Here is a 15,426-nt window from a genome sequence, read left to right as displayed (position 1 = left end):
CCGGATCTGAGATCCGGAGGCCATCTGGTGAGACGCAGAGGCGTTACTTCGAGACGCTCTCGTATTCCGGCGTGCGCTTCGCGATCTGCGGGTTGCGGCTCTTCAGGACCGCCCAGCCGATGGCCAGGCCGACCGCCCAGACGGCCGCCACGATCAGGGAGACGCGCGCGTCCTTGTCGTACGCGATCATGCCGGTCACGAAGACCAGGAAGACCAGCGCGACCCAGCTGAACTTCGCGCCGCCCGGCGCCGGGAACGAGGAGGCCGGGAGCCGGCCGGCGTCCACCGCGCGGCGGTAGCGGATGTGGCTGACCAGGATCATCATCCAGGTCCAGATGCCGGCGGCGGTGGCCACCGAGACGACGTACACGAAGGCCTTCTCCGGGACGACGTAGTTGAGGATGACGCCGATGCCCATGAGGGCGACGGAGACGGCGATGCCGACGGCCGGGGTCCGGCGCGCGTTGAGCTTGCCGAAGGCCTTGGGCGCCTCGCTGTTGGCGGCGAGGTCGCGCAGCATGCGGCCGGTGGAGTACATGCCCGAGTTGCAGGACGACAGCGCCGCGGTCAGCACCACGAAGTTGACGATGCCGGCGGCGAGCGGGATGCCGATCTTCTCGAAGGCGTGGACGAACGGGCTCTGGCCCGCCGAGAACTCGGTCCACTTGACCACGGCGAGGATGACGAGCAGCGCGCCGACGTAGAAGACGATGATCCGCCAGGGCAGCGTGTTGATGGCCTTGGGGAGCGTCTTCTCCGGGTTCTCGGACTCGCCCGCCGTGACACCGACGAGCTCGACGGCGAGGTAGGCGAACATGACGCCCTGGAGGGTCATCAGGCTGGAGCCGATGCCGTTCGGGAAGATGCCGCCGTGCGCCCAGAGGTTGGAGGCGGCGGCGGTGTCACCCGCGTCGGAGAAGCCGAGCGTGAGGACGCCGAGACCGATCACGATCATGCCGATGATCGCGGTGACCTTGACCATCGAGAACCAGAACTCGACCTCGCCGAAGATCTTGACCGAGATCAGGTTGACGCCGAAGAGCACCACCAGGAAGACCAGGGCGCTGACCCATTGCGGGATTTCGGGGAACCAGAAGTGCATGTAGATGGCCGCTGCGGTCAGCTCGGCCATGCCGGTGACGACCCACATGAGCCAGTAGGTCCAGCCGGTGACGTAGCCGAAGAACGGGCCGAGGAACTCGCGGGCGTACTCCGCGAAAGAGCCCGAGACCGGCCGGTAGAGGAGCAGCTCGCCGAGTGCCCGCATGATGAAGAAGATCACGACGCCCGCGAGGGCGTACATGAGGATGATGCTGGGCCCGGCCTTGGCGATGTTGGCGCCTGCGCCCATGAACAGGCCGACGCCGATGGCGCCGCCGATCGCGATCATCTGGACCTGGCGGCTGCCGAGTCCGCGCTCGTATCCCTCTTCGGGAGTGCCGCCCGCGGCCTCATTGCCGTCGTGATGCTTGTCGACCTGCACTGAGGTCATGGTGGTGCGCCCTTTCTCCATGCCGGTCCGTGCCGTTGTTGGCTACGGATCGGGTCCTCGATCCCCCCGGATGTGGATGGAGTTGCACGCCGGCGATCAGCCGGCCAAGCACCCCTGCGGGACATGGGTGGCGTCCCGTCAGCGGTCGTGAAGATCTATCACGCTCGCCTCGGTGATCCACAGGGTCGGATGTGATGCACACCACAGGAAGAAGCGGACAAAAGTCCTCAGGCGCAGCAAAAGAAGTGATCACGGTAACGTGATCGTTATCCGGATTTGAGCGTCCGTTGAGCGAACAGAAGCCTGCGAAATCAGGACATCAGGGTTTCGACGAGGGTTTCCTGGAGGCCGCCGAGCCAGAGGTACGCCATCACCATCGGCTTGCGCGGATCGTCGTCCGGCAGCCGGTACAGCTCGCCGCTCTCGTCCTCGTCGGTGACCTCCAGCCGGGCGCCGATGGCCAGCCGCAGGTCGTTCAGGGCGCCGAGCCACTGCCGCGATTCACCCTCGGTCAGTTCCAGTACCGCCCCGCCGTCGCCGCCCGCGCTGAGCGCGTCCAGGGTGCGGACCATCGCGAGGGCGTCGTCGCGCTTGCGGGCGCGCAGGTCGTTCTCCGTGAAGCGGCGGAACTCGGCGGAGCGGGCGCGCAGCTCCTCGTCGGCCCACGAGCCGGGCGAGCCTGGCGAGTCGGCCGATCCGGCCGCGTCGGGGCCGGCGTACGCGTCCGGGCCCGCGTACGCGTCGGGGAAGAGGCGGGCCAGCGCCGGGTCGGACGGCGGCTCGCTCGGGCCCTCGGCGAAGAGCGCGGCCAGCGGGTCCTCGCCCTCCGCGGGCGCGTCGCCGGGGCCGATCAGTTCGAGCAGCTGGACGGCCAGGGAGCGCAGGATCGAGATCTCGACCTCGTCGAGGGCCACGGCCGCGCCGCCGCCCTTCAGTGGCACGAAGGTGCCGGGGTGTGCCGCCATCAGCCGCGGTCCTGCGAGAGGGTCGCCCAGAGGCCGTACCCGTGCATCGCCTGCACGTCGCGCTCCATCTCCTCGCGGGAGCCGCTCGAGACGACCGCCCGGCCCTTGTGGTGGACGTCCAGCATGAGCTTGTGCGCCTTGTCCTTGGGATAGCCGAAGTAGGCCTGGAAGACGTAGGTCACGTAGCTCATGAGGTTGACCGGGTCGTTGTGGACGAGTGTGACCCACGGGACGTCGGGCTCGGGTACCGCGAAGGTTTCCTCGGCCGATTCGGTGCGTTCGATCTCTACGGGAGCAACACTCACTTGTCCCATGCTGCCACTGGGAGGGGTCCATCGCACAAACGGCTCGCACATCTCGTCACTCTGACGAGATGTGGAGTAGCATTCTCGTCATGAACACTGCGGACCTGGGCCTGCCGGTGGACGTTCCGTCGACCGCGCTCTTCACCGACCAGTACGAGCTCACGATGTTGCGGGCGGCACTGAAGGCGGGCACCGCCGACCGCCGCTCCGTCTTCGAGGTCTTCACCCGCCGGCTGCCCGAGGGGCGTCGCTACGGAGTCGTCGCAGGCATCGGCCGGGTCCTGGACGCCGTGGAGAACTTCCGCTTCGACAACGGGGTCCTGGAGTTCCTGCGGGAGCACGCCGTCGTGGACGCGCCCACGCTGGACTGGCTGGCGGACTACCGGTTCAGCGGGGACATCTGGGGCTATCCGGAGGGCGAGGTGTACTTCCCCGGCTCGCCGGTCCTGCGGGTCGAGGGCACCTTCGGCGAGTGCGTGCTGCTGGAGACCGTGATCCTGTCCATCCTCAACCACGATTCGGCGATCGCGGCGGCGGCCTCCCGGATGGCGGTGGCCGCGGGGGGCCGGCCGCTCATCGAGATGGGCGCCCGGCGCACGCACGAGCTGGCGGCCGTCGCCGCCGCGCGCGCCGCGTACGTCGGCGGGTTCAGCTCCACCTCGGACCTCGCGGCGGGCTTCCGGTACGGGATTCCAACCGTCGGCACCAGCGCGCACGCCTTCACCCTGCTGCACGACACCGAGCGGGACGCCTTCACCGCGCAGGTCGCCTCGCTCGGCGGCGGTACGACGCTGCTGGTGGACACGTACGACGTGGCCGAGGCGGTCCGTACGGCCGTGGACGTCGCCGGGACGGACCTCGGCGCGGTACGCATCGATTCGGGCGACCTGCTGCTGGTCGCGCACCGGGTGCGGCACCAGCTCGACGAGCTGGGCGCGACCGGGACGAGGATCGTGGTGACCTCGGACCTGGACGAGTATGCGATCGCCTCGCTGGCCGCGGCGCCGGTGGACGCGTACGGCGTGGGAACGCAACTGGTGACCGGCAGCGGTCACCCCACCTGCTCGATGGTCTACAAGCTGGTCGCGCGCGCCGGATCGGCCGACCCCAGGGCGCCGCTGGTGCCGGTGGCGAAGAAGTCGCTGGGCGGGAAGCTCTCGGTGGGCGGCCGGAAGTGGGCCGCCCGGCGGACGGACGCGGACGGGGTCGCGGAGGCGGAGGTGCTCGGCACCGGCCCGGTACCGGCCGAACTGGCCGAGCGGCAGCTGCTGGTGGAGCTGGTCAAGGGGGGCGAGGTGGTGGCCCGGGAGCCCCTGGACACGGCCCGCGCCCGCCACACGGCGGCCCGGGCGAACCTGCCGCTGTCGGCGATGCAGCTGTCCCGGGGGGAGGCGGTCATCCCCACGGAGTACGCGTGAGCCCCGGCCGGTGCCCCGGCAGCGCGGGGGCGCCCTCTGCCGGTGGGGGCCTGGAGCCTCTACGCTCGGTAAGCGGCTCCCCGCGCCCCCCGCCCGCACCGCATCCGCATCCGCATCCGCCGCATTCTCCAGCCGAAGGAAGCACGCCATGCACCGCGCCTTGATCGTCGTCGACGTTCAGAACGACTTCTGCGAGGGCGGCAGCCTCGCGGTCACAGGGGGTGCGGATGTCGCCGCGGCCATCACCGACCTGATCGGCCAGGCGCCCGCCGGCTACCGCCATGTCGTCGCCACCCGCGACCACCACATCGACCCGGGCGACCACTTCGCCGTACCGCCGGCGGCACCCGACTACGAGCGCTCCTGGCCGGTGCACTGCGTGGCGGGCACGGAGGGCGTCGGGTTCCACCCGAACTTCGCCCCGGCCGTCGCCTCCGGCGCGATCGCCGCGGTCTTCGACAAGGGCGCGTACGCGGCGGCGTACAGCGGCTTCGAGGGCCTCGACGAGAACGGCACCTCCCTCGCGGACTGGCTGCGCGCCCGCGAGGTCACCGAGGTGGACGTGGTCGGCATCGCCACCGACCACTGCGTCCGCGCCACCGCCCTGGACGCGGTCCGCGAGGGCTTCGTCACGCACGTACTCCTGGACCTGACCGCGGGCGTCGCGGAGCACACCACGGACCGCGCCCTGGAGGAGATGCGCGAGGCCGGAGTAAAGCTCTCCGGAAAGCCGGTGGTGTAGGCCTCAGGGGCGGACGCCGTCGCAGGTGATGGTCAGGTGGCGGGGGCCGCGCAGCACCGCGTTCTGCCGGTACGGGGGCGGGTCCTCGACCAGACGCGGGTTGTCGAGCCTTCGTGCCAGCTCGGTCAGGGCGAGCTGCGCCTCCAGCCGGGCGAGCGGCGCGCCGAAGCAGCTGTGGATGCCGCTGCCGAAGCCGAGGTGCTGGATGTCCTTGCGGTCCGGGTCGAACCGGTCGGGGTCGGTGAAGCGCTTCGGGTCCCGGTTGCCGGAGGCCAGGACGAGCCAGACCGACGCCCCTTTGGGGATCGTGACGCCGCCGATCTCGATGTCCGCGAGCGTGGTGCGCTGCGGCACCAGCTGCACCGGGGGCTCGTAGCGCAGCAGCTCCTCCACGAGCGGGACGGACAGGCGCGGTTCGTCGCGCAGCCGCTGGAGCACGTCCGGGTGGCGCAGCAGGGTGAGCATGCCGTTGGTGATGAGGTTGACCGTCGTCTCGTGGCCGGCGATCAGCAGGAGGGCCGCGGTGCTGAGCAGCTCCATGGTGGTCATCGGCCCGTCCGGTCCATGACTGGTCGCCAACTCGGAGAGCATGTCGTCGACGGGCGCCTTGCGGCGCTCCTCGATCAGCCCGGCCAGGTACATGCCGAGCTCGGTCCGCGTCTGGTTCAGGACGCGGTTCCGCTCGGCGGGATCCGCGTCCGGGTCCGGGTCCAGGCCCGCGGCCAGGGTGTCGGCCCAGACGTGGAAGCGGGGCTCGTCCTCGCGCGGCACCCCGAGCAGCCGGCAGATCACGGTCACCGGAAAGGGGTAGGCGAACTGGTCGACGAGATCGATCCGGCCCCCGCTCGCGCCCCCGCCCCCCGCTCCGTCCGTGGGGCCGTCCGTGGAGCCGTCCATGAGGCCGTCGACGAGGTCGGAGACGATCGTGGTGAGTTCACCGCGCATGGCGTCGACACGACGGGGACTGTGGGGCGGGCCGAAGGGACGGTTCGTCATCCGGCGCAGCCGGTCGTGCTCCGGCGGGTCGAGTTTCAGGAAGCTGGGCGGCAGCGTCGTCTCCTCCTCCCCCTGGGACAGCTCCTCGCCTGCCCGCGCCGTGAGATTGCGGGCGTCGGAGCTGATCCGCGGGTCGTGCAGGAGGCTCTGGATCTCGTAGTAGGTGCTGACGACGTACGGGCCGTCTCCCTCATGGGCCACCGGCGTCTTGCGGAGCTCGGCGTACAGGGGGTACGGGTCCGCGCGGTTGGCGTGGTCCAGGATCTGCCGCAGGAGCGTGGCGTGCGTCATGAGGGGTCCTCGCGGGCGTGGGGTGGGCGTGGGCGTGGAGGTCAGGGCCGGGCGGGGGTGAAGGTGATCCGCCGGTCGGCCGGCGAATAGCCGCTGAGGGTGACGGTCGGACCGTGGGTGGGGACCGACGGGTCCGGGAAGCCGGCCGGGACCGGGTGCCGGCCCTCGGGGCGGCGGTCCACGGTGGGGAACGGCGGCGGGAACGGCGCCGTCGTCTCGATGAGCTGCTGGTAGAACTGCAGCCACCGCGACTGGTCGAAGGTGACGGCGCCGATGACGCGTCCCTGGTATCCGTACACACCGGTGAACCGCCGCTCGGCGAGCGAGCCCTGGGCGACGAGGAGCTCCTCGCCCATGGACGGGACGCCCACGGACTTGATGTTCACCCCGAACTGGGAGGACCAGAAAGCCGGCACCCACAGGTGCGGGCGGCGGTCCACGCTCTCGCTCAGCATGTTGTGCGCGGCGGTCTCGGCCTGTGCGACGGCGTTGCCCCAGTGCTCCAGGGACAGGAACTGATAGCCGAACAGCGCGTGCGGTGAACGTGCCACGTCGCCGGCCACGAAGATGTCGTCGGTGACGATGCCCCGGATGTCGAAGGCCCGGCAGCCGGCGTCGCAGGCGATGCCCCGGGGGCCGGCGCCGAGGCCGGATCCCGCGAGCCATTCGGTGTTGCGGGTGGCACCGAGCGAAACGACCACCACGTCCGTCTCGATAGTGGCCCCGTCGGACAGGTGCGCCGCGCGGACCCGCCGCGCCGAGTCGCCCTCCAGCCCGGTGACCATGACGCCGCACCGCAGGTCAACTCCGTTCTCGCGCTGCAGCTCGGCGGCCACCTCGCCCACGACACCGCCGAGCGCGCCGACCAGCGGCGCGGCCGCCCGTTCCGCGACGGTGACCGGAAGCTCGCGCTCACGGCAGGCGGAGGCGATCTCCGAGCCGGTGAAGCCGGCGCCGATCACCAGCACCCGGCGGGGCCCGTCCGCCAGCCGCCGCTGCAGGGCGGCCGCGTCGTCGCGAGTGCGCAGCACGAAGACCCCGTCGAGCTCCGCCTCGCTCTCGTTCGGCCAGGGCCGCGCCCGGACGCCCGTCGCGATCAGCAGCCGGTCGTACTCCACCTCGTCCCCGTCGGCCAGCCGCACCCGCCGGGCCGCCATGTCCAGCCCGGTGGCCGCGACACCGAGCCGCCACCGCGCGTCCAGCTTCCGGCGCCGGGGCAGGGCGGTATGGTCGGCGGTCGCCTTGCCCAGGAGAACCTGCTTGGACAGCGGGGGCCGGTCGTACGGCTCATAGGGTTCGTCGCCGATCAGGGTGAGCGAGCCGGCGAAGCCCTCGTCCCGCAGGGTTTCCGCGGCCCTGAGGCCGGCGAGGGAGGCGCCCACGATCACGATGCGCCCTTCGCGTTTGAGCCGGCCGAGGTACTCGCCGTCACTGTGCACGGGACGCCCCCTCCGCCGGCCCGGCCGCTTCGGGCTCGCCATGTCCGTCGAGATCCTCGACGAGGATGGCCTGGACCGGGCACGCGGCGACGGCCTGTGCCACGTTGTCCCGCTGTGCCTCGTCGGCGTGCGGGCTGTACGACAGTGCCTCGTCACCCCGCATGGCGAAGACGTCGGGGGCGAGGAACGCGCACTGCGCGTACCCCTGGCAGCGGTTGAGATCGACGACAAGCCTCACCCGGATCCGTCCCTTCCGTGGACTGGTCCCTCCTCGATGCCGTGCATCGCCAGCATGAGAGGGCGGGCGCGGTTCCGCCCGTCGTGGTGAGCCGAACGAGTGGCGGTCAGGCGGCGCCGGGGCGGCGCGGACGGGACCGCAGGCCGGTCCGGAGGATGTGGACGCTCACGATCAGGGACCAGAACGGGAAGATCAGTTCGGACCAAGGGATGCCCGGCCCCAGGAACAGCAGGGTCAGGCCGGTGAGGTAGCCCAGGAGGGTGAGCGGGCGCGGGAAGAAGCCGAGGCGGTGACCGATGGCCGAGGTCGTGAAGGTGAACACGGCGGCCATCCGCATCGCGTAGGTCGTCATCAGGGTGTACGCGAAGTGCTTGCCGAAGTTCCCGGCCGACCCGTCCGGGTCCGGCCCGCCCGCGTCCGGCCCGGCGGCGTCCAGCACGCCGCCGGCCGCCGCCGCGGCCCCGAAGAGGGTGGCCACGAAGAGCAGGCCGCTGCCCAGGAAGACGGTGGCGACGAATCTGTCCTCCCGCTCTCCGGCCTGCGAGCGCAGCGCGCCCATGAACCACAGGAAGAAGATCCCGGCGAACGGTACGAGCGCGAGCGCCGTACGCACCGCCTGCCTTTGCGCGGGGTCGGCCGACACATCGGCCTCCTCCCCTCCTTCCGGCAGTGCCACCCGGACCAGCACGATCGCGGCCGCGATCAGCAGCGCGAAGAAGATCCCCGCCACTCCTGCCGCCCGGGGGGTCTGCAGCCGCTGCTCGTGCGACGCCATGGACCGCTCGCTTTCTCCCCCGTACCAGCAAGCGGTGTCGTCCGCGGACGCGCCACCGGGACCACCCGGGAGAGTGAGCACGCGGGAGCCGCGTCAGCCACGCGGGAGCCGCGTCAGCTGCGGAGCAGCGCTCGTATCGGGTGCCAGAGTTCTTCCGCGTCCTGGGGGGCGCCCCGCCAGAGGAGGCCGTCCGGGTGGTGCAGGACGGCCGTGACCTCGTCCGGAGTGGGCGGTTCCGCGTTGCCGCGGAGGTAGACCGCGCGCAGGCCCAGGTTCCGCAGCCGGGTCAGGGCGCGGGCGCGGTTGGCCGCGTGGACGAGGACGCGTACCGGGCCGTTGGCGTCCGGGGCGGCCGCGCCTCCTTCGTACTTCGGCCGCGGAAGCGTGAGCGCGACCACCACACTGCCGTTCGGCAGCTTGCTGAAACCTCCACCGGCCATGCCCGTCCAGCTCCCCCGTGAGACGTCACTGTCATCGCGTGTCTGTCACCGTGTTCGACCTGCTGTCAATAAGCAGCTCGTAGGACGCATCTAAACGCGAACGGCCGCCGCCCGCTAGAGGGCGACGGCCGATCATGCGCTGACCTGCGATTTTACGAATTACTTGGTCGACGGACCGACCTTTACCGTGATCGTCTGGCCGCTCTTCGGCTCCTTGACGATCGAGATCCGGGTGTTGGTGTCAGGAACCTGAACGCTTCCGGTCGGGTTCTCCGCGTACCAGTACGTCCCCTTGCGGTCGTCGAAGACCGGGTTGCCCTTCTGCGCCTTCACCCGCACCGGCTGGCCGGCGTTGTGCAGCGTGAAGCCGTCCGTGGCGTACCGGCTGAACGGCGCGTCGAAGGGCTGGATCTTGTTGCGCATCAGGGTGCCGTCCGCCCACTTCAGCGGCTTGGCGTGGGCGTCGACCGGCAGGATCAGGCCCTTGCCCGGGTGGACGCTGACGTTGTTGTCCTTCTGGGAGGTGTCCCACAGCCAGACCAGCAGGCCGGTCTGGTACGGGTAGTGCTCGACCCAGTCGGGACGGGTACCGAGGAAGCCGAAGTTGTACGGGCCGACCTTCAGCGTCTGGTCGTACGACACGTACTGGCGGTTCTCGGCCAGGTAGTACTGCGGGTACTCCTGCGTGAAGGACTCGCCGATGCGCGAGAAGCCCTTCGCGGTCCAGCCGTTGTCGTCGCCCTCGGCGCCGTCCGTGAAGAGCGGCGAGCCGTCGGCGGTGACGGTGATGGCGTCGGCGGTGAAGCCCTTGCCGCCCGCGCCGCCGTCCGTCTGGTAGCGGAAGCGGACGTCGATCTTCTTGCCCGCGTAGGCGTCCAGCGGGTAGACGAGCTTCTTCCAGGCGCCCGAGACATCGGTCAGCGCCGGGTTGTTGGCGGCGTCGCGCGGGAGCGCCTTGCCGTCGGCCGTACCGTCGACGGCCGTCCAGTTGGCGCCGCCGTCGGTGGAGACCTCGGTGTACAGGTAGTCGTACTCGGCCTCGATGTCGTACCAGCCCTGAAGCTCCAGGGAGGCCTTGGACTTGCCGGTGAGGTCGACCGACCGGGTGAGGGTGTTCTTGAGGTCGTCACCCATGTCGCTCCACCACTGCTTCGAGCCCTCGGCGGGCTTGACGACAGTCGTGGTGACCGGCTTCTTCGGCAGCTCGACGACGAGCGCCTGCTTGTTCTTGGTGTTGTACGCCGACACGCCCAGCTTGTGGGTCGACTTCGTCGCGGCCTTGGCCTTGTCGTAGTCGAGCCAGCCCAGCTGGAGCTTGTCCCAGGCGGTCATGTCGCCGGGCAGGTCGCCGATCGCGTCCTTGCCGGTACCGAGCCAGGAGCCCGCCGACATCAGGGACCAGAAGCCGACCGAGTTCTCGGCGCCGCCGGTGGTGTCGTACAGGTCCGGCAGGCCGAGGTCGTGGCCGTACTCGTGCGCGAAGACACCGAGGCCGCCGTTCTCGGGCTGCATGGTGTAGTCGCCGACCCAGATGCCGGTGCTGCCGATCTCGGTGCCGCCGGCCTTGTTGTGCGCGGGGCCGGTCTTGCCCGCGCTCGTGCCGTAGGCGTACCAGCGGTGCGCCCACAGGGCGTTGGTGGCCTGCGCGCCGCCGCCCGCGGACTCGTCCTCGCCGGCGTGCACGATCTGGAAGTGGTCGATGTAACCGTCGGCCTCGTTGAAGTTGCCGTCGGCGTCGAAGTCGTAGCGGTCCCACTGGTCGTACGCGGCGAGCTGCGCCTTGATCTGGGCGTCGGTCTTGCCGGCCGCCTTCTGCGCCGCGGCCCAGGCGGTCACACCGTCGCGGACGGTGTCCCAGACGTTGGCGCAGTTGGACTGGCCGCAGTAGTTGGAGCCGTAACGGGCCTCGTTGTAGTCGACCTTGACCCAGTCGGAGACATCGCCCTCGACCGAGTAACGGCCCGAGGAGGTCTTCTCGAAGTACGTCTTGAGCGAGTGCTTGCCCTTGCCCGTACCGAAGTAGAGCTCCTGGAAGTGCTTGCGGTCGTAGTCCTTCTGCCAGGCCGTGCTGTTGTCCTTGGCACGGTCCGGCTCGGCTATCCGGTTGTGCAGCGGGCCGGGCTCGCCGCCGTACTTCTTCACCGGCGACTTGGGGCCGTCGGGGCCGTCCGGGTCGAACATCGTGGTGTCGTCGACCTTGTCGCCGAACTCCACCAGGATCGTGAAGATCTTGTCGGTCTTCTCGCGGCCGAGCTCGACGTACTTGCGGTCGTCGAGCTTGACGACCTTCGACGCGCCGCGCTTCTCCACCTTCAGGTCGCCCGCGAGGACCTGCTCCAGGGCGGCTTCGCGCTGCTGCTCCTGCTGCTTGCTGAACGGGCCCTCGAGATCGTGCTCGACGTGCCCCTTCTCCATGGCCGCCGGGTCGTGGCGGTCGACCGCCACGGCTCCCGGTGCCTTGTCGTCTGCCTGGGCCGTGGCGTACGTGGACGCCGTCGCCGCGCACGCGGCCATGGTGACGGCCACGGCGGCAGCCTTGACCGCTCTCCTCTTACTGGTCACTTGATGTGTTCCCCTCCCGCGGCCGCAAGGGCACGGACCGAAGGGTGGGGGTTCCGGCGCGGCACGCGTCTCAAGTGACGACATTCGACCGGAGTTGACGGAGAAAAGACAGACCTTGACTTGCACAGGCCAAGTGCACTATGTGCGGGGTTCCGCTTCCGTTATCCGGTCGCCCGACGCCGGTGCGGCTTCCCGCAGGCACGGCCGGGCCCCCTGGCCGCGCGCGTCGGCGCACCGCCAACAGGCGCGTTCGTCCCACCTGTTGGGACGGCGAATGACCCCGTGCGCCCCCGATGCTTCAGCACCGTGGGTTAGGTCACGCTTACCGGCCGTTCCACTCGGGCATCCACCGTCGTAGAGTCGCTGGAGAGTGCGACCGAGTTGAGCAGACCGCCCATCCGCTGTTCGTTGTCTTCGAGGACGGATCACGCCATGCCGCGTCCGACTGCCGCACAACTCGCTTACGGTTCGGCCACCGTCATCGCCTCCACCATCGCCATGCTCCTGCTCTCGCAGACCAGCACGGGCCCGGGGGTCGCGGTCATCTCGGCGGCGGCTCTCGTACTCGGCGTCCTCGTCGCCCTGATCGTGCCCGCGCCGAACACGACGGCACGCACGGTTCGTTCGAACCGTGCGTCCGTGTCCGCGAGCGAGCCGGAACCCGCCGCGCGGGTGCACTCACTGCACCGCTGAGCCGAGCGGGCCCCCGTAAAGGCCCTAGTTGCTGGTGACCACCACCGTCTTGCCCGCCTTGTCGTGCAGGCCCTGTTTGTACGGCTTGTCGGTCAGGATCGTGATGGCCAGCACGATCTCCCAGATGCAGGGGCAGCACAGCAGCGCCGGCAGCCACAGCACGGTGGCGCGCATCAGCGACGCGTTGGTGTCCGGGGTGCTGCCGTCGTTGAGCATGGCCACACGCAGGTTCAGCAGCTTCTTGCCGACGGTCTGGCCCGACTTCTTCACCATCAGGGTGTCGTAGCCGATGAAGGCCACGATCCCGATCAGCGTGAAGAGCAGTCCGGTGCCGCTGTACGACTGGACGAACACCTCGGAGGCGTCGTCGTCCCCATCCAGGTTGAAGCGGCTGGTGAACGGGATCTGGATGAGGGCCAGCGGGATGGCGATGATGAGCGCGTCGATGATGCGCGCCACGAGCCGCTTGCCGAAGTCGGCGAGCGGCGGCATCCCGGAGAGCGGATCGGGCGGGCCGTATCCTCCCCCGCCGCCGTAGGGGTCGTACGGCGGAGGCGGCACCCCGCCCCCGCCGCCGTAGGGAGACCCCGGACCGGGTGGAGTACCGGGCGGAGTGTCGTACGGAGAACCACCGGCCGGGGGCGGCTGTTCGGGCGGCGGCTTCTTGAGGAACGGGTCGTCCTCGGGCGGCTGGCCGGGCGGCGGCGGGTCGGTGCTCATGGCCGTAGTCGACCGCGAGCGGGGGCCCGCCGCAACGGATGCGTGCCGTTCGGGGGAACGGTCGCTGATCGGCCTGATCGGCCGGACAGCCCCTAGCCGGCCACGAACGTCCGGGCCGCCTTGTCGTGCCAGCACTGCCGCCACGGCCGGTCCACCAGGCACCACAGCACATTGACGATCCCGACGGCGAGCGCGCCGAGCAGCGCGTACACCAGCCAGCGGCGCAAGGCCGCGCCGAACGACGGGGGTTCGTGCGACTCGATGTCCCTCACCTGGACACCGCAGACCTTCTTGCCGAGGGTGCGGCCCCACTTCGCGGTCGGCAGCGCCTCGTAGAGGACACCGAAGACGAGCAGGGCGCCGAGCACGATCCCGAGGTAGCCGGCGGTGGTCCCGTCGATCAGCCAGACGGTCACCGTCTCCCCGGACAGCTTGGCCGCGTCGACCTTGTCGTCGATGTGGTCGACCGCCTTGGTGAACAGCGGTACGGCGACCGCACCCACGACCGCGCCGAGCATCACCGAGTCGATGAGCCGCGCCGCCAGCCGCCTGCCGAGGCCGGCGGGCCGGGCCGACGCCTGGGCCTCGGCCATCCGCTGGAACGGGTCACTGACCGGCGGCTTCCACGGCGTCACCGGCTGCTGCTCCGCCTCGGCCGAACGGGCGAGCTGGTGCACCTGCTGCGGCCAGGACGCGGCGCCGCCACCGGCCCCGGACGCGAGCGGGGTCGCGGGAGCCGGCTCGGGCGTCGCGGCGGCCTGCTGGGGCCGGGGCTGCACGGACTGCGGCGGCTGCGGCTGCTGCGGGTGCTGCGGCTGTACGGGTCGCTGGGGCGGGACGGGCTGCTGGGGCGGCGGCGCCACCGGCTGCGGCTCGGCGGGGGCCTGCGGCTGGGCCGGCTGCGCCTGGGCGGGTACCGAGGGCCGCGGTGTGGTGCCGGCGGCCGGGGCGGTGGCGCGGATGGACATCGTGCCGTCCGTACGGCTCGTACGGGCGGAGACGCCGCCCGGCGCCCGCATGCCCGGCAGCGCGCCCCCGCTGGGGTCCTCCTCCCCGGACGAGGCCGGAGTCGGGGCCGGGGGCGACGGCGCTGCTGCGGCCGGGGCGGCCGGCGAACGGGGGTCCTGCGCGGGCGTACCCCAGGCGACGCGGTTGTCCAGGTCGCCGCCGAAGCCGGTCTGCCGCGAGGTGTCGGCCTGCCACGCGGAAGCCGGTTCCGGACGGCTGCCGTGCAGGTCGTCGGGCACGGACCCCTGCTGCGACCGCGGCAGCGGCTCCTGCTCCGGGCCCGGGTCCTCGTCGAGGAAGACCGGCCCGGTCTCGTCGTGCGCGGGCGCGGCGGGCGCGGGGCGACTCGTCCCGGGCACCCAGGCGGCCCCGTTCCAGTACCGGACATATCCAGGAATCGACGGATCGGGGTAGTAGCCCTCACGGGCTGCGCTCTCGCCGTCACCAGGAGAAGCCACCAAGGTCCCCAACTCCGATCATCACCAACACAATCCAGGGAGGACATTAACGAAGAACCCGCGGCCGGTTGGAAAGAGACCGGGAGAATGCCCGCGTTCGGGCGACAGTCCGAAAATCCCGCCGTCCGGCTGGTAGGGCCTGTCCGGCGGATCAGGGCCGGATAGGACGCGGCGTCTGGTGCGGTGCATCGCAAGGCGCCGGAGTGCCCTAATAGCGGAGCTATTCGGGAATTTCGGCAACGCGGCGAGGTGCCGTGCCAGACGCCGTGGCCCCGGCCAAGATCCGCCGGACAGGCCCTGTGAGCCCGCCCCGGGAAAATCGTCGCGGAAGTCGCGTCATAACCGGCGGCCGGACCGGTCTCTCCTTGTGCAAGCCCGTACCAGGAGAGGAACGCCCCTCATGCACACCGTGGTGGAACGCGAGCTGGAGATCGACCTGGTGCTGTCGCCCGAGCGCAGCATCGCCGTCCCGGCCCGGCTGGCCTATCGCACCGACGACCCGTACGCCGTGCACATCATCTTCCACATCGGCTCCGACTTCCCCGTCCACTGGACCTTCGCCCGCGAGCTGCTGGTCGAGGGGGTGTTCCGGCCGTGCGGGCACGGCGACGTCCGGATCTGGCCGACGAAGGCCGACGCGCGCAGCATCGTCTGCATGGCGCTGAGCTCGCCCGAGGGCGACGCGCTGCTGGAGGCGTCGGCGGCCGCCGTGTCGGCCTGGCTGGAGCGGACGCTCCGGGTGGTCCCGCCGGGCACCGAGGCCGGGCGCCTCGGTATCGACGACGGCCTGGCGGAGCTGCTCGCGCCGGCCCCCGGGGTCCGCGACGAACTGTGGCTGAGCGACCCGTGGCCGTCCGACGAGTCCACCGACGGGGACGGGTGAG

The 15,426-nt window shown here is 70.7% G+C and carries 15 protein-coding genes; 4 read left to right on the top strand and 11 right to left on the bottom strand.

The annotated features are described in order from the left end of the window. Positions 1-43: 43 nt before the first annotated feature. The 3 genes from ACWV17_RS18175 to clpS form a co-directional block, all read right to left on the bottom strand. Positions 44-1,492 (bottom strand): amino acid permease, encoded by a 1,449-nt coding sequence (locus ACWV17_RS18175; protein ID WP_455360560.1) that lies wholly within the window; start codon positions 1,490-1,492, stop codon positions 44-46. A 311-nt stretch (positions 1,493-1,803) separates the two neighbouring features. Then, positions 1,804-2,457 (bottom strand): DUF2017 domain-containing protein, encoded by a 654-nt coding sequence (locus ACWV17_RS18170; protein WP_455360559.1) that lies wholly within the window; start codon positions 2,455-2,457, stop codon positions 1,804-1,806. Continuing rightward, positions 2,457-2,771 carry an ATP-dependent Clp protease adapter ClpS gene (gene clpS, locus ACWV17_RS18165; RefSeq protein ID WP_455353501.1) on the bottom strand — a complete coding sequence of 105 codons (315 nt, stop codon included), beginning with the start codon at positions 2,769-2,771 and terminating at the stop codon, positions 2,457-2,459. Before clpS ends, ACWV17_RS18170 begins: the two co-directional genes overlap by 1 nt. Positions 2,772-2,851: 80 nt before the next feature. On the opposite strand from clpS, the gene ACWV17_RS18160 reads away from it, so the two are divergent. Both ACWV17_RS18160 and ACWV17_RS18155 read left to right on the top strand, forming a co-directional pair. Then, a complete protein-coding gene (locus tag ACWV17_RS18160; protein ID WP_455353500.1) occupies positions 2,852-4,180 on the top strand; it encodes a nicotinate phosphoribosyltransferase in 1,329 nt (442 codons plus the stop codon). A 148-nt stretch (positions 4,181-4,328) separates the two neighbouring features. Further along, on the top strand, positions 4,329-4,922 hold the full coding sequence (locus ACWV17_RS18155; protein WP_455353499.1) for a nicotinamidase: 594 nt from the start codon (positions 4,329-4,331) through the stop codon (positions 4,920-4,922). A 3-nt stretch (positions 4,923-4,925) separates the two neighbouring features. On the opposite strand, the gene ACWV17_RS18150 is transcribed toward ACWV17_RS18155, so the two are convergent. From ACWV17_RS18150 to ACWV17_RS18125, 6 genes are all read right to left on the bottom strand, one after another. Next, the gene (locus ACWV17_RS18150; RefSeq protein ID WP_455360558.1) at positions 4,926-6,209 is read right to left on the bottom strand and encodes a cytochrome P450; all 1,284 of its coding nucleotides are present in this window, start codon (positions 6,207-6,209) and stop codon (positions 4,926-4,928) included. 41 nt (positions 6,210-6,250) lie between these two features. Continuing rightward, a complete protein-coding gene (locus ACWV17_RS18145) occupies positions 6,251-7,648 on the bottom strand; it encodes an NAD(P)/FAD-dependent oxidoreductase (protein WP_455353497.1) in 1,398 nt (465 codons plus the stop codon). Next, on the bottom strand, positions 7,638-7,886 hold the full coding sequence (locus ACWV17_RS18140) for a ferredoxin (protein ID WP_455353496.1): 249 nt from the start codon (positions 7,884-7,886) through the stop codon (positions 7,638-7,640). The genes ACWV17_RS18145 and ACWV17_RS18140 overlap by 11 nt, the downstream gene beginning before the upstream one ends. A gap of 106 nt (positions 7,887-7,992) precedes the next feature. Beyond that, positions 7,993-8,661 (bottom strand): hypothetical protein, encoded by a 669-nt coding sequence (locus ACWV17_RS18135; protein WP_455360557.1) that lies wholly within the window; start codon positions 8,659-8,661, stop codon positions 7,993-7,995. Positions 8,662-8,774: 113 nt separating this feature from the next. Then, positions 8,775-9,101, bottom strand: coding sequence for a hypothetical protein (locus tag ACWV17_RS18130; protein ID WP_455353494.1), 327 nt, complete (start codon positions 9,099-9,101; stop codon positions 8,775-8,777). 159 nt (positions 9,102-9,260) lie between these two features. Beyond that, entirely contained in the window at positions 9,261-11,663 is a 2,403-nt protein-coding gene (locus ACWV17_RS18125) for an immune inhibitor A domain-containing protein (RefSeq protein WP_455360556.1), read from the bottom strand. Positions 11,664-12,095: 432 nt separating this feature from the next. Between ACWV17_RS18125 and ACWV17_RS18120 the strand changes: the two genes are divergently transcribed. Further along, positions 12,096-12,356 carry a hypothetical protein gene (locus ACWV17_RS18120; RefSeq protein WP_455353492.1) on the top strand — a complete coding sequence of 87 codons (261 nt, stop codon included), beginning with the start codon at positions 12,096-12,098 and terminating at the stop codon, positions 12,354-12,356. Positions 12,357-12,380: 24 nt separating this feature from the next. Here the strand turns inward: ACWV17_RS18120 and ACWV17_RS18115 are convergent, their stop codons facing one another. Both ACWV17_RS18115 and ACWV17_RS18110 read right to left on the bottom strand, forming a co-directional pair. Continuing rightward, positions 12,381-13,076, bottom strand: coding sequence for an RDD family protein (locus tag ACWV17_RS18115; protein ID WP_455353491.1), 696 nt, complete (start codon positions 13,074-13,076; stop codon positions 12,381-12,383). Between the two features lie 92 nt (positions 13,077-13,168). Further along, positions 13,169-14,542, bottom strand: a complete 1,374-nt coding sequence (locus ACWV17_RS18110) for an RDD family protein (RefSeq protein WP_455360555.1) — start codon at positions 14,540-14,542, stop codon at positions 13,169-13,171. 400 nt (positions 14,543-14,942) lie between these two features. Between ACWV17_RS18110 and ACWV17_RS18105 the strand changes: the two genes are divergently transcribed. Beyond that, positions 14,943-15,425, top strand: coding sequence for an SsgA family sporulation/cell division regulator (locus tag ACWV17_RS18105; RefSeq protein ID WP_455360554.1), 483 nt, complete (start codon positions 14,943-14,945; stop codon positions 15,423-15,425). Position 15,426 lies beyond the last annotated feature (1 nt).

The sequence above is a fragment of the Streptomyces mabaensis genome, assembly GCF_053763515.1.
This window is presented reverse-complemented; position numbering and strand designations above follow the sequence as displayed.

Bases quoted from the DNA above. Each gene is read 5' to 3' on its own strand.
- ACWV17_RS18175 (WP_455360560.1), bottom strand. From the start codon at position 1,492: ATGACCTCAGTGCAGGTCGACAAGCATCACGACGGCAATGAGGCCGCG.
- ACWV17_RS18170 (WP_455360559.1), bottom strand. From the start codon at position 2,457: ATGGCGGCACACCCCGGCACCTTCGTGCCACTGAAGGGCGGCGGCGCG.
- clpS (WP_455353501.1), bottom strand. From the start codon at position 2,771: ATGGGACAAGTGAGTGTTGCTCCCGTAGAGATCGAACGCACCGAATCG.
- ACWV17_RS18160 (WP_455353500.1), top strand. From the start codon at position 2,852: ATGAACACTGCGGACCTGGGCCTGCCGGTGGACGTTCCGTCGACCGCG.
- ACWV17_RS18155 (WP_455353499.1), top strand. From the start codon at position 4,329: ATGCACCGCGCCTTGATCGTCGTCGACGTTCAGAACGACTTCTGCGAG.
- ACWV17_RS18150 (WP_455360558.1), bottom strand. From the start codon at position 6,209: ATGACGCACGCCACGCTCCTGCGGCAGATCCTGGACCACGCCAACCGC.
- ACWV17_RS18135 (WP_455360557.1), bottom strand. From the start codon at position 8,661: ATGGCGTCGCACGAGCAGCGGCTGCAGACCCCCCGGGCGGCAGGAGTG.
- ACWV17_RS18130 (WP_455353494.1), bottom strand. From the start codon at position 9,101: ATGGCCGGTGGAGGTTTCAGCAAGCTGCCGAACGGCAGTGTGGTGGTC.
- ACWV17_RS18120 (WP_455353492.1), top strand. From the start codon at position 12,096: ATGCCGCGTCCGACTGCCGCACAACTCGCTTACGGTTCGGCCACCGTC.
- ACWV17_RS18115 (WP_455353491.1), bottom strand. From the start codon at position 13,076: ATGAGCACCGACCCGCCGCCGCCCGGCCAGCCGCCCGAGGACGACCCG.
- ACWV17_RS18105 (WP_455360554.1), top strand. From the start codon at position 14,943: ATGCACACCGTGGTGGAACGCGAGCTGGAGATCGACCTGGTGCTGTCG.